This is a genomic window from Streptomyces sp. NPDC001508 (assembly GCF_040298665.1).
GTDB lineage: Bacteria > Actinomycetota > Actinomycetes > Streptomycetales > Streptomycetaceae > Streptomyces.
Genome location: NZ_JBEPAP010000025.1, coordinates 45,496 through 58,522, shown reverse-complemented (window position 1 = coordinate 58,522; position 13,027 = coordinate 45,496). Strand labels below are relative to the sequence as shown.

General features: G+C 70.7%; 9 protein-coding genes and 2 pseudogenes. 1 reads left to right on the top strand and 10 read right to left on the bottom strand.

The annotated features are described in order from the left end of the window. Positions 1-348 precede the first annotated feature (348 nt). From ABT245_RS22720 to ABT245_RS22700, 5 genes and pseudogenes are all read right to left on the bottom strand, one after another. Positions 349-2,085 carry a beta-N-acetylhexosaminidase gene (locus tag ABT245_RS22720; RefSeq protein ID WP_351736306.1) on the bottom strand — a complete coding sequence of 579 codons (1,737 nt, stop codon included), beginning with the start codon at positions 2,083-2,085 and terminating at the stop codon, positions 349-351. 1 nt (position 2,086) lies between these two features. Further along, positions 2,087-2,930: pseudogene (locus ABT245_RS22715) on the bottom strand (carbohydrate ABC transporter permease). A 73-nt stretch (positions 2,931-3,003) separates the two neighbouring features. Then, a pseudogene (locus tag ABT245_RS22710) lies at positions 3,004-3,676 on the bottom strand (extracellular solute-binding protein); the annotation flags it as partial. A 220-nt stretch (positions 3,677-3,896) separates the two neighbouring features. Beyond that, on the bottom strand, positions 3,897-4,172 hold the full coding sequence (locus ABT245_RS22705) for a DUF3039 domain-containing protein (protein ID WP_351736304.1): 276 nt from the start codon (positions 4,170-4,172) through the stop codon (positions 3,897-3,899). A gap of 29 nt (positions 4,173-4,201) precedes the next feature. Further along, positions 4,202-4,774 (bottom strand): YqgE/AlgH family protein, encoded by a 573-nt coding sequence (locus tag ABT245_RS22700; RefSeq protein ID WP_351736302.1) that lies wholly within the window; start codon positions 4,772-4,774, stop codon positions 4,202-4,204. Positions 4,775-5,094: 320 nt separating this feature from the next. Here ABT245_RS22700 and murA point away from each other — a divergent pair, with 320 nt between their 5' ends. Next, positions 5,095-6,435: a UDP-N-acetylglucosamine 1-carboxyvinyltransferase gene (gene murA, locus ABT245_RS22695; RefSeq protein WP_351736300.1), complete on the top strand. Its 1,341-nt coding sequence runs from the start codon at positions 5,095-5,097 to the stop codon at positions 6,433-6,435. A 209-nt stretch (positions 6,436-6,644) separates the two neighbouring features. On the opposite strand, the gene ABT245_RS22690 is transcribed toward murA, so the two are convergent. From ABT245_RS22690 to ABT245_RS22670, 5 genes are all read right to left on the bottom strand, one after another. Beyond that, positions 6,645-6,926, bottom strand: a complete 282-nt coding sequence (locus ABT245_RS22690; protein WP_351736298.1) for an HU family DNA-binding protein — start codon at positions 6,924-6,926, stop codon at positions 6,645-6,647. Positions 6,927-7,215: 289 nt separating this feature from the next. Continuing rightward, positions 7,216-8,631 carry an NAD-dependent malic enzyme gene (locus ABT245_RS22685; RefSeq protein ID WP_351736296.1) on the bottom strand — a complete coding sequence of 472 codons (1,416 nt, stop codon included), beginning with the start codon at positions 8,629-8,631 and terminating at the stop codon, positions 7,216-7,218. A gap of 406 nt (positions 8,632-9,037) precedes the next feature. After that, positions 9,038-11,470, bottom strand: a complete 2,433-nt coding sequence (locus tag ABT245_RS22680; protein ID WP_351736294.1) for a HelD family protein — start codon at positions 11,468-11,470, stop codon at positions 9,038-9,040. Positions 11,471-11,587: 117 nt separating this feature from the next. Continuing rightward, positions 11,588-12,355, bottom strand: a complete 768-nt coding sequence (locus ABT245_RS22675) for an anti-sigma factor family protein (protein ID WP_351736292.1) — start codon at positions 12,353-12,355, stop codon at positions 11,588-11,590. A 59-nt stretch (positions 12,356-12,414) separates the two neighbouring features. Next, complete coding sequence (locus tag ABT245_RS22670; RefSeq protein WP_010039908.1) at positions 12,415-12,936, bottom strand: sigma-70 family RNA polymerase sigma factor; 522 nt, start codon at positions 12,934-12,936, stop codon at positions 12,415-12,417. Between the last annotated feature and the right edge of the window lie 91 nt (positions 12,937-13,027).

The window sequence follows — 13,027 nt, the reverse complement described above, 5'->3', positions numbered from 1 at the left end:
GTCCCACCTGTGTTGCCGTACGGTACGTGCTGACAGGGCGGACGTGGCAACTCTGGCACATCTTCGCAAGGCCCGAACGCGGGGGTCCGCTAGGAGGCATTCACCCCCCTCGCTGGGGAGATGGCATGTTTTCCACCGTCCTCACCGATGCGCGACGAATGACACTCTTCGGTGACCCCTGAGGTCTTTTTCCAGCACGTGTTCGGGCCTCGCGGGCGGGCCTCGCGGGCGGGCCGCGACGGCGAGCCCGCCGGCGGGAGCGGGCGAGGCGGGCGACCGGCCGCGGGACGACCGGCCGCGGGACGACGACGGCCGGTCGTGCCTGGTGGCGACCGGCCTGCCGCGGGGCTACCGCTTCGGCGGCGGCCCGTCGAGGGGCCGGCCCGGCACGCCGGGGCGGCGCTGCCACGACCGGGGCCCGGACGGCGGCCGGTAGTCGACGCCCAGGGCGTCGAGCCGCCGGTAGTGGGCGGCCATCCGGCGCTCGAAACCGGCGAAGTCCCGCTCCGCCGGGGCGGGCAGGCGACTCCAGGCCACTTCGGCGAAGGCGGCCAGCCTCGGGAAGGCCTGATAGTCCACGCGCGCGTGGTTCTCCATCACCTCGGTCCACAGGTTGGCCTGGGTGCCCAGCACATGGCGGGCCTGCCGCGCGTCCAACTCCGGGGGAACGGGCTCGAAACGGTAGACGTCCTCCAGGGTGCGGACGAAGCCGATCGGTACGGGTTCGTCCGGGTCGGCGGCCTGCCGGTGGTCGAGGTAGACGTGCTGTTCGGGGCACATGACGACGTCGTGGCCGGCACGCGCGGCGGCGATCCCGCCCTGGTAGCCGCGCCAGGACGCGACGGCCGCGCCCTCGGCGAGCCCGCCCTCCAGGATCTCGTCCCAGCCGATGAGCCGGCGCCCGCGCGCGGTGAGCCAGCGGTCGAAGTGCCGGATGAACCAGGACTGCAACGCGTCCTCGTCGGCCAGCCCGAGTTCCTTGATGCGGGCCTGTGCGGTGGGCGACCGCCGCCACTGGTCCTTGGGGCATTCGTCGCCGCCGATGTGAATGAACCCCGAGAACGCCGAGAACGGCGAGAACGGCGAGAACGCTGAGAACGGCGGGAACGGCGGGTCTGCCGAGTCCGCCGGGAACTCGGTGGCGCCCACGGGGAAGAGTTCCAGCAGTTCCTCGAACACCCCCTCGTAGAACCGCAGGGTGGTGTCAGTGGGGGCGAGTATGTTCGAAGAGATCCCCCAGGTGTCCCAGACGGAGAGGGCGGTGGTGTCGATGACGTCGGTGTTGCCGAGTTCCGGATACGCGGCGATGGCGGCCTGCGAGTGGCCCGGCAGGTCGATTTCCGGGACGACGGCGATATGCCGCTCGGCGGCGTAGGCCACGATCTCCCGGATGTCGTCCTGGGTGTAGTGGCCACCGTGTGGCTTCTCCTCCCACAGCGGTGAGGCCCGGTGACCGAATTTCGTCCGCGCCCGCCAGGCTCCGGTCTCGGTCAGCTTGGGGTACCGCTTGATCTCCACCCGCCATCCCTGATCGTCCGTCAGATGGAAGTGGAAGACGTTGAGTTTGTGCGCGGCCATCAGATCCAGGTACCGAAGGACGCCTTCCTTGGGTGTGAAGTGCCGGGCCACGTCGAGCATGAGACCGCGCCAGCGGAACCGCGGGGCGTCCTCGACGGCGATGGCGGGCACCGTCCAGCGGCGGTTGGGGGCGAGCGGGGCGCGCCGGAAGGCGTCGGGGCCGAGCAGTTGACGCAGCGTCTGCGCGCCCCAGAACACGCCGGCCGGGCCGCCGCCGTGCACGGTGACGGCGTCGCCGTCGATGTGCAGTGTGTAGCCCTCAGGCCCGAGCCGGGCGGCCTCCTCGGGCCTGGTCCGCAGCCGGAGGGCCCCGCCGCCGTCGGCGGATCCGGGCGGCAGCGCGAACCCCGTCGCGGCCCCGAGCGCACCGCGCAGCCAGCGGGCGGTGTGCTCGGTGCCGGGGCCGGCGTCGATCACCGTGCTCGCGTCGAGCACGAAGTCGGCACCGGCGGCCGGATTCCCCGCCGTCAGGGGGGCCGGGATCAGTTCCGTCGTCGTCGAAGTCACGTCACTCCTTGACCGCTCCGCCCAGTGCGGAGACCAGCCGTCGCTGTACGAGTACGAAGAAGATCAGCACCGGAATCGTCATCACCGTGGAGGCCGCCATCACACCGCCCCGGTCCGGCTCGTCCGGCTTGTGGAAGACCAGCGGAGCCATCGGCAGGGTGGACTGCGAAGTGCCGCTGATGATGAAGGACTTGGCGAACAGGAAGTCGTTCCAGGCCGAGATGAAGGAAAAGACGCCGGTGGCCACCAGACCCGCGAAGACGAGCGGAAAAAGGATCTGCCACAGAAATCGCGCACGGCTCGGCCCCGTCGATGTACGCGACCTCCTCCAGGGCCTCGGGTGCCGCTTTCACGAAGCCCCGCAGCATCCGGATCTCGAAGGGCAGCGAGAGGGCGATGTGCGGCAGGATCAGTGAGCCGAGCGGTTCGGTCGGCCGAAGTCCCGCATGAGGAAGGACGGGGATCGTGAGGGCTTCCACGGGCACCGTCCGGGCCACCAGGAACCTGATCGACAAGGTGGTGCGGAAGCGGAAACGGAATCGGGTCACGGCGGTCGCCGCGAGAAACGCGATCAGTGCCGAGGCGGTCACGACCGTGCACGCCACGACGAGGCCGTTGAGGAAGTAACGGCCGAATTCCTGCTGCCCGAAGACCCGCAGGAAGGAGTCAAGGAACGGCGTCAGGGTCCACGGCCGGGGTTCGTCCGACTCGATCTCGCCGGCTGGTTTGAAGGCGCTGAGCACCATCCAGTACAGCGGGAAGGCGACCACCGCGGCGACGAGGAGCACCGTCGCCTCGGCCATCGCGGGGCCGGGCCGTCGCGGAAAGCCGCGCACAAGATTCACGACACTCACAGCTCCTCCCCCTGCCGGCGCAGCGATCGCGGGTAGCCGAGCGTCACGGCGAGCAGGATCAGCAAAGCCGCTCCATCAGGTCGACGGCCGGCGTGCGGTGCGTCGTGCTCTTCAGCACACCGATGGTGTTGCCGCCCGCGAACGCGGGGGCGACCGGCCCGGGCGCCACCCCGGGCAGTGGCACCACCGCGTGCTTGCCGTTGACCTTCCCGGCCTCGACGGCCGCGTGGCTGAAGTCGCCGCCGATCACCATGCCCGCCTTGCCGGCCGCGAACGCGGTCACCGTGTGGTTGCCGGTCGTGCCCGCGCACTTGGCGGCGGGACAGTTGTCGTCGGAGAACAGGGAGGTGTAGGTCTTGATGCCCTTCTGCGCGGCCGCGCTGTCGATCGCGGAGGCGTACGAACCGCCCTTGCCGGGGGCGAGTTCGCCGCCGCCCGCCCACAGGAAAGACAGCGCGCCACAGGTGTGGGCGCCGCCGACGGCCAGGCCGTACAGGTCCGGCTGGGCCGCCCGGAGCGCGCGGGCCGTAGCGGCCAGTTCGGCCATCGCCTTCGGCACGGAAAGGCCCAGGTCCTCGAAGACGTCGCTGGTTGCCGACCTCCTGGAAGAGCCACACGCGCAGGGTGCCGCTCTTGGCGTCCTCGTCGGAGGCGGAGTCGGAGGAGGACTGCGGGGCGCAGGCGGTGAGGACCGGGGCGGTCAGCAGTGCGGGAGCGAGACGTGCGGACAGCTTCATGGAGTGACCCTCCGGAAGTGCGTTGCAGCATACGCAATGACGATTTCGCTCTGCACAACACAGGGAGGTTATGAACTACATGAACATGCCGACAAGAGGTCTGAACCATTCTGTGACCCGGCCGCCGCGCTTCCCGCACCGCCCCGGCACGACAAAGGCCCCCGGAGCACGCCGCAGCGCACCCGGAGACCTCGCGGGATATCAGCCGGCGGAACGCCGGTTACTTGCCGTCGCCCTCGTCACCACCGCTGCCCATGGACTCGTAGATCTCCTTGCACATGGGGCACACGGGATACTTCTTCGGATCGCGGCCCGGCACCCAGACCTTGCCGCACAGCGCCACGACGGGGGTGCCGTCGAGGGCGCTCGCCATGATCTTGTCCTTCTGGACGTAATGGGCGAAGCGCTCGTGGTCACCGTCGCCGTGGGACACCTGTGGCGTCGGCTCTACGAGGGTTCCCGTACCAGTCCCGCGCTCGGGCTCAAGAGTGCTCATACCAGCCAGGGTACTGAAGCCGGCACCCATCAGTTGAGAGACGGGTCGTCGGGATACGTGGCCACCATCGCCAGCTCGCCGCGCTGCCGGCGCAGCACCTCGCGCCACAGCCGCTCCGGGGAGGGCGAGGAGACGTCACCGGGCTCGGACTCCACGACGTACCAGGCGCCCTCCACCAGCTCGTCCTCCAGCTGCCCGGGGCCCCAGCCGGCGTATCCGGCGAAGATCCGCAGCGAGCCGAGGGCCGAGGCCAGCAGCTCGGGCGGGGCCTCCAGATCGACGAGGCCGATCGAGCCGTGCACCCGGCGCCAGCCCAGCGGGGCGTGGTCGCCGGACGCTTCCCCGGGGATGACCGCGACACCGAGCGCCGAGTCAAGCGAGACCGGCCCACCCTGGAAGACCACTCCGGGCTCACCGGCGAGGGCAGCCCAGCCCTCCAGGATGTCGCCCACGTCCACCGGGGTCGGACGGTTGAGGACCACACCGAGGGAGCCCTCCTCGTCGTGGTCGAGGAGGAGCACCACCGCGCGGTCGAAGTTCGGGTCCGCCAGGGCGGGCGTTGCCACGAGCAACCGCCCTGTGAGCGAGGACACCTCGGTCATGCCAGACATGATCCCGCATCTTCCCGCCGAGTGGGGAGCCAACGGGGGTACGCGGGTGAATGCGGCCGGGATTCACGGGCGGGGCGGAGCCCGGGCCTGGTGGGGCCGTGTCCCGGGGCGGCGGCGCGGGGCCCCCGGCGCCGGTGGGCGCACGCCCGGCCGACCCCCGCGGCCGGTGACCCCATGTGCCCGTCGGGAAACGGTTCGTGTTGTGACAGAGCTATGACGCACCTGGGCGCCCCTCGGGCTTACGGGAGGGGGGCTCACGGCGATTACTCTGTCTCTCTCTGGCCCTGCCCCCTCCACGGAACGCGAGTTACATGACCGTCAACGACGATGTCCTCCTTGTCCACGGCGGAACCCCGCTGGAGGGCGAGATCCGTGTCCGCGGTGCGAAGAACCTCGTACCGAAGGCCATGGTCGCCGCCCTGCTGGGCAGTGCGCCGAGCCGGCTGGGCAATGTGCCGGACATCCGGGACGTCCGGGTCGTCCGCGGGCTGCTCCAACTGCACGGGGTGACGGTGCGTCCGGGCGACGAACCCGGCGAACTGGTGCTGGATCCGACGCACGTGGAGAGCGCGAACGTCGCTGACATCGATGCCCACGCGGGCTCCTCGCGCATCCCGATCCTGTTCTGCGGCCCGCTGCTGCACCGGTTGGGGCACGCGTTCATCCCGGGCCTGGGCGGCTGTGACATCGGCGGCCGGCCCATCGACTTCCACTTCGACGTGCTGCGGCAGTTCGGCGCGGTCATCGAGAAACGCGCGGACGGCCAGTACCTGGAGGCGCCCAAGGGGCTGCGCGGCACAAAGATCCGGCTGCCGTACCCGTCCGTGGGCGCGACCGAGCAGGTGCTGCTGACGGCCGTACTCGCCGAAGGCGTCACGGAGTTGTCCAACGCGGCCGTCGAACCGGAGATCGAGGACCTGATCTGCGTCCTGCAGAAGATGGGCGCGATCATCGCGATGGACACCGACCGCACCATCCGCATCACGGGTGTGGACAAGCTCGACGGCTATGCCCACCGGGCCCTTCCGGACCGGCTGGAGGCCGCGTCCTGGGCGTCGGCGGCGCTCGCGACCGAGGGCAACATCTACGTCCACGGCGCCCAGCAGCGCTCGATGATGACCTTCCTCAACACCTACCGGAAGGTGGGCGGCGCCTTCCAGATCGACGACGAGGGCATCCGCTTCTGGCATCCCGGCGGCCAGCTGAAGTCCATCGCGCTGGAGACGGACGTGCACCCGGGCTTCCAGACCGACTGGCAGCAGCCGCTCGTGGTGGCGCTCACCCAGGCGACGGGCCTGTCCATCATCCACGAGACGGTCTACGAGTCCCGGCTGGGCTTCACCTCCGCGCTGAACCAGATGGGCGCGCACATACAGCTCTACCGCGAGTGCCTCGGCGGCTCCGACTGCCGTTTCGGGCAGCGCAACTTCCTGCACTCCGCGGTCGTCTCGGGCCCCACCCGTCTACAGGGCGCCGATCTCGTCATCCCGGACCTGCGGGGCGGTTTCTCGTATCTGATCGCCGCGTTGGCCGCGCAGGGCACATCCCGGGTGCACGGCATCGACCTCATCAACCGCGGCTACGAGAACTTCATGGAAAAGCTCGTGGAACTCGGCGCGAAGGTGGAACTCCCCGGCAAGGCCCTCGGCTAGGGCTGCCCTAGCCGCCCCGCTCGACCGCCCGCACGACAATGGGCGGCCCCCGACGAAGGAGGCCGCCCCATTTATCGTTTTCCGCGCCCGCCGCGGACACGCCCCGAAGGGGCGCGGGGAACTGCGTGACCAGCCACAACCGACCCGCAGTCACCCACGACACACCAGCCGAACGACGCTCCCGTGGACCACCGCTCGAAGCGGAGCGCTTACTTGCCCTTGGCCGATTCCTTGAGCTTGCTGCCCGCGGAGACCTTCACGCTGTAGCCGGCGGGGATGTTGATGGGCTCGCCGGTCTGCGGGTTGCGGGCGGTGCGAGCGGCCCGGTGGGTGCGCTCGAAGGTCAGGAAGCCGGGGATGGTGACCTTCTCGTCGCCCTTGGAGACGACGTCACCGACGACCTCGGCGAACGCGGCCAGAACGGCGTCGGCGTCCTTGCGGGTCACTTCGGCGCGGTCGGCCAGCGCGGCCACCAGCTCACTGCGATTCATGTTGTTACTCCCGTGTTCTTCTTACTGTTGGGGCGTGCCATGCGGCGGAGCCGCAGATCAGGCACAGCGAAGCCGATGCGCTCGCGCCCAGGGACGCATCCTGCCCCCACCTGCGGCGGGAAAGCCAATCCGGCACCCGTAGGAGTCGTGAGAACACCCTAGGGAGTCACACGAAAAGCGCCTGCTCGGCCGTCACCCTAGAGGGCGCCCGGCGTCAGGAGGTTCCGCGACGCGCCGGTGCGAGGCCGCCATGTCGATCGTCACGCCTTGCACACTACGGTACGAAGCGCTACAGCGCGCCCGCGGCCGCCCTGGCCGCGTCCCGCACCGCGCCGGCCACCGCACCCGCGACCTTGTCGTTGAAGACGCTCGGCACGATGTAGTTCGGGTTCAGTTCGTCCTCGGTGACCACATCGGCCAGCGCCTGCGCCGCGGCCAGCATCATCTCCGTGTTGACGGTGTGGGACTGGGCGTCCAGCAGGCCGCGGAAGACGCCCGGGAAAACCAGCACGTTGTTGATCTGGTTCGGGAAGTCGGAGCGGCCGGTGGCCACAACCGCGGCCGTCTGACGGGCGATTGCCGGGTCGACCTCGGGGTCCGGGTTCGCGAGCGCGAACACGATCGCGCCGTCCGCCATTCCCGCCACATCGTCGCTGTCGAGCACGTTCGGGGCGGAGACACCGATGAAGACGTCCGCGTCGCGCACGGCCTCCTTCAAGGTGCCCGTGAGGCCCTCGGGGTTGGTGTTGTCCGCGATCCAGCGCAGCGGTGAGTCGATGGGCGCGGCCACCAGGTCCTCGCGGCCGGCGTGCACGACGCCGTGGATGTCGGCGACGACGGCGTTCTTGACGCCCGCGGCGAGCAGCAGCTTGAGGATGGCCGTACCCGCCGCGCCGGCCCCGGACATGACGACGCGGACGTTCTCGATCGCCTTGCCCACCACACGCAGCGCGTTGGTCAGCGCCGCCAGGACGACGATCGCGGTGCCGTGCTGGTCGTCGTGGAAGACGGGGATGTCGAGGGCCTCGCGCAGCCTGGCCTCGATCTCGAAGCAGCGGGGCGCGGAGATGTCCTCCAGATTGATGCCGGCGAAGCCGGGGGCGATCGCCTTGACGATCTCGACGATCTGGTCGGTGTCCTGGGTGTCGAGGCACAGCGGCCAGGCGTCGATGCCGGCGAACCGCTTGAACAGGGCCGCCTTGCCCTCCATGACGGGCAGCGCGGCCTTCGGGCCGATGTTGCCGAGGCCCAGCACCGCGGAGCCGTCCGTCACAACCGCAACGGAGTTGCGTTTGATGGTGAGCCGGCGGGCGTCCTCCGGGTTCTCGGCGATCGCCATGCAGACCCGGGCCACCCCGGGCGTGTAGACCATGGACAGGTCGTCACGGTTGCGGATGGGGTGCTTGGACTGCATCTCGATCTTGCCGCCGAGGTGCATGAGGAACGTACGGTCGGAGACCTTGCCGAGTGTGACGCCCTCGATGCCGCGCAGCTTCTCCACGATCTCGTCGGCGTGCCCGGTCGAGGTGGCCGCGATGGTCACGTCGATACGGAGCTTCTCGTGGCCGGACGCGGTGACGTCGAGGCCGGTCACCGAGCCTCCGGAGGACTCCACCGCGGTGGTGAGCTGCGAGACGGCGGTTCCGCTCGCGGGCACCTCCAGCCGGATGGTCATCGAGTAGGAGACGCTGGGCGCCGTTGCCATGGCCGACTTCCTCTGCTTTCACCGTGTCGCGAAGTTGTGCCGTCCGATCGTCGCACCTACCCCCGAGTACGTGGTAGCCGCCCCGGATTGCGGACGTTTTGTTCACCGGCACGACATGATTTCGGAAGACAACTTCCACCATACGAGATCCGACGACCCGCCGAGGCGGCGAGGCGGCGAGGCGGCCGGGTGCCAAAGGGGACCAGGCAACGAAAGAGGCCCACGTCCCGATGAGACGTGGGCCTCTCCACCGTTCATGACACCGACCCGCCATGCTCGCCTCGCGGCAAGTGGTCGCTCGTAGCGACGAAGGTTGGGCCCGGGGGCTTGGATCGAGCCGGTGTCACACCCAGGCTAACAAACGGATCCCGTACAGCCATTCCCGTCCGGAGAGTTCATCGCGCGTTCAGTCCCGCAGGAGGTCCGGCACCCCGGCCGTGTCCGGCTCGTCCCGGTCCCCCGAGACGACCGTCAGCTGCTGGGTGGCGCGGGTCAGCGCGACGTACAGCACCCGCAGACCGGCCGGGCTCTCGTCGGCGATCTCCGCCGGGCAGACCACGACCGTCGCGTCGTACTCCAGGCCCTTGGCCTCCAGGCTGCCGAGCGCCACCACCCGGTCGCCGAGCCCGGCCAGCCAGCGCGCGGCCTCCGCGCGCCGGTTCATGGCGACGACGACGCCGACCGTGCCGTCCACAAGGCCGAGCAGCCGCTCGGCCTCCGCGCGCACGGTCTTCTCCAGGGAGCCCCGCAGCACGGTGAAACGCGGCTCGACCCCGGTGGAGCGCACCGCGGTCGGGGACTCGGAGCCCGGCATCGCGAGGGCCAGCACCTTGGACGCCAGGTCGGCGATCTCGGAGGGGTTGCGGTAGTTCACGGTGAGCCGGAAGCGCCGGGTACGCGCGGAGCGGCCCGCCGCCCCGCCCCCGCCGGGACGCTGGTGGGAGCCGGGCAGGCGGGTTCCCAGGGCCTCGTCGCGGGCCTCGGCCGCCTCGTCGGGGTCGGACCAGGAGGACTGGGCCGGGTCGCCGACGACCGTCCAGCTGGCGTGCCGCCCGCGCCGGCCGACCATCCGCCACTGCATGGGCGTGAGGTCCTGCGCCTCGTCGACGATGACATGCGCGTACTCGACGCGCTCCTGCGCGAGCCGCTCGGCCCGCTCGCGCTGCGACTCCTCGCGCAGCGGCATCAGCTCCTCCAGGCCGGTGAGCTGGTCCAGCGGGTCCAGTTCGCGCTTCTTGCGGGGACGGGCCGGGGTGCCGAGGATCGCCTGAAGCTCGTCGAGCATCGCGATGTCGTGCACGGAGTACCCGACCCGCTTCAGGGAGCGGGCCACCTTGCGGATCTCGCCCGGGTTGAGGATGCGGCGGGCCCAGCGGCCGAGCCTGCGCTCGTCGGCCATCGCGGCCAGGACGGCCTTCGGGGTCAGCTCGGGCCACCACGCCTCCAGGAAGGCGATGAAGGTGTCCTCGCCGGTGACGTCCTCGTCGAACGAGGCGCGCAGCTCGGCGGCCAGCTCCGGGTCGCTGTGCCGGGCGGCGGCGCCGGACTGCTCGTACAGGGCGTCCAGGAGCAGCCTGCGGGCGCGTGGGCGCAGCAGGTTCACGGGGGCGGTGCCGCCGAGCGCGGTACGGCGGATGCGCTCCAGTTCGGCGGCCCCCAGCTCCAGCCGCCGCCCGAAGGCGACGACACGGAGCCGGCCGGGCGTCCCCGAGGGAGCCCGCGGTCCGGCGTCGGTGTCGTCGTCCTCGCCGAGGGCGAGCTGTCCGGCGGCCGGTGCCGTGCCGCCTCCCGGCCCCGGCTCCAGTGCCCCGCGCGCCGCCTTCCGCAGCACCTTCAGCATCCGGTACGACCCCTTGGCCCGGGCCACCGACGGCGCGTCGTACAGCGTGGCCTCGGCGCCGTCGACGAGCGAGCCGATCGCCCGGATCGCGACCTGCCCCTCCTCGCCGAGCGAGGGCAGCACGCCCTCGGTGTACGCCACCAGCAGCGGGGTCGGCGAGACGATCAGGATGCCGCCCGCGTACCGGCGGCGGTCCTGGTAGAGCAGGTAGGCCGCCCGGTGCAGCGCGACCGCCGTCTTGCCCGTGCCGGGCCCGCCCTCCACATAGGTCACCGAGCCTGCGGGGGCGCGGATGACCAGGTCCTGCTCGGCCTGGATGGAGGAGACGATGTCCCGCATGGTGTGGCCGCGGGCCTGGCCCAGCGCGGCCATCAGGGCGCCGTCGCCGATCACCGGCAGCCGTCGGCCGTCCAGGAAGGCGGTCAGCTCGGGGCGCATGAGGTCGTCCTCGACGCCCAGCACCCGGCGCCCCTTGGAGCGGATGACGCGACGGCGCACGACCCGTCCGGGATCGACGGGGGTGGCGCGGTAGAAGGGGGCCGCCGCGGGTGCCCGCCAGTCGATGACCAGCGGCGCGTAGTCCTCGTCCAGCACGCCGATGCGCCCGATGTGCAGGGTCTCGGCGATGTCGGCGGTGTGGTCGGCGCGCACCGCGCCCTCGGCGGGTTCCACGGCGGTGTAGGCGCCGTCGGGGCCCTTCTTGCCGTCCTTGCCGGGGAGCAGATCGATCCGGCCGAACAGGAAGTCCTCGAACTCGTTGTTCAGCCGGTTGAGGTGGACGCCGGCCCGGAAGACCTGCGCGTCGCGCTCGGCGAGCGCGCCGGGCGTGCCGACCTGGCCGCGCCGGGCCGCGTCGTCCATGAGGAACTCGGCCTCGTGGATCTTCTCCTCAAGCCGCCGGTACACCCGGTCCAGGTGTTCCTGTTCGATGCCGATCTCCCGGTCCCGTACGGAATCGTGGACCGAGCCGACGGCGGATTGCTGAGCCTGAGCGGCCACCGGGCCCCCTTCTGACGTGCTGGGCAGCCGTCAACCGTACGCGAAGGGGGCCCGTGGAAGCTACGGCCCGTCCGGCGGATCCCACCGGACGGGCTCACACATCGACGCCGGACGGCCTCACGCGTCGATCTGGACGAGCTTCTTGCCGCCGAAGGTCATGACCTCGAAGTGGTCGATCTCGTCCGGTTGCAGGGAGGCCCCGCCGCGGACGTAGAGGGGGTTCTTGGCCTCCTCGGTCTTGGCGTCCGGCAGGCCGTAGCCCCAGTTCGGCACGGACCAGGAGGTCACCGTCTCGCGCTCGCCGTTCTTGCCGACGGCGATCAGCGAGCACTTCTCCGGTCCGGTGACGTTCTTCAGCTCCAGGACGGTGTCCGCGCCCCAGCGCTTCTTCTCCACCGCGACCGTCGCGGTGACATGCGTCTTCGGGTCGGTCGCCGTGACCTTGTCCGACATGGTGGTGAACGCGGTCCGGGCGGGGGGCGCGGCCACGGTGCCGGTGCCGCCGTCCGAGCCGCCGCTCGCCGCCAGCGCGGTCAGCGGACCGCCGATGATCAGCGCGGCCGCCGCGGCGACCAGGTAGAAGCTCCGCCGCCGTTTGCGGGCGCGGCGCTCGGCGACCTCGTCGACCAGCTTCTCCGCGAGCCGCGGGCTGGGCTTGGCGGACAGCGACTCCCCGATCGCGGGCGTACCGGCTCCCGGCAGGTCCGCGAGCGCGGCCAGCATGGGCTCCATCCCGGCGAGTTCGTCGAGCTGCTGCGCGCACCATTCGCATCCGGCGAGGTGGGTTTCGAAAGCGGTCGCCTCGGTGTCGTCGAGGATGCCGAGCGCGTAGGCGCCGACCGTCTCGTGCTCGTTGGGCGCCGGAGATCCCTGCCTGGGGCTCATGGGTCCAGACATACCCGGACCCCCCGTGCTGAATCCGTTGAGTCCCCCGTACCCACTCATCACGCCGTCACCCCCCGCTCCTCCAGTGCCAGCTTCATCGAACGCAGGGCGTAGAACACCCGTGAGCGGACCGTGCCGCTGGGTATGCCCAGGGTCTCGGCCGCCTCATTGACGGTACGCCCCTTGAAGTACGTCTCGACGAGCACCTCCCGGTGGGCCGGGGTCAGGTCGTCGAGCGCGTCAGACAGCGTCATCAGCCACAGCGCCTTGTCGATCTCGTCCTCCGCGGGGATGACCTCCAGCGGCGACGGATCGACCTCCTGCGGCCGGGCCTGCCGGCTGCGGTGGCCGTCGATGACGATGCGGCGCGCGACCGTCACCAGCCAGGGGCGTACCGATCCGGTCGCTCGATTGAGCTGACCGGCGTTCTTCCAGGCACGGATGAGCGTTTCCTGCACCACGTCCTCGGCGCGCTGCCGGTCTCCGGCGACCAGCCGGAGGACATAGGCGAGGAGGGGTCCCGCGTGCTCGCGATACAGCGCACGCATCAACTCCTCGTCGGGCTCCGAGGGCTGGGACATGCGATGTCGGGCCCTCGATCCACGTTCATTGGCCACGACGGAATCCTTGCGCACGCCCACCTCCGATGTCCGGGGGTTCCCCCAGTCGGTC

What these genes read in the sequence shown, in the direction of transcription:
- ABT245_RS22705 (WP_351736304.1), bottom strand. Translation starts at nt 4,172, where the DNA reads ATGAGCACTCTTGAGCCCGAGCGCGGGACTGGTACGGGAACCCTCGTA.
- ABT245_RS22700 (WP_351736302.1), bottom strand. Translation starts at nt 4,774, where the DNA reads ATGACCGAGGTGTCCTCGCTCACAGGGCGGTTGCTCGTGGCAACGCCC.
- murA (WP_351736300.1), top strand. Translation starts at nt 5,095, where the DNA reads ATGACCGTCAACGACGATGTCCTCCTTGTCCACGGCGGAACCCCGCTG.
- ABT245_RS22690 (WP_351736298.1), bottom strand. Translation starts at nt 6,926, where the DNA reads ATGAATCGCAGTGAGCTGGTGGCCGCGCTGGCCGACCGCGCCGAAGTG.
- ABT245_RS22685 (WP_351736296.1), bottom strand. Translation starts at nt 8,631, where the DNA reads ATGGCAACGGCGCCCAGCGTCTCCTACTCGATGACCATCCGGCTGGAG.
- ABT245_RS22675 (WP_351736292.1), bottom strand. Translation starts at nt 12,355, where the DNA reads ATGAGCCCCAGGCAGGGATCTCCGGCGCCCAACGAGCACGAGACGGTC.
- ABT245_RS22670 (WP_010039908.1), bottom strand. Translation starts at nt 12,936, where the DNA reads ATGTCCCAGCCCTCGGAGCCCGACGAGGAGTTGATGCGTGCGCTGTAT.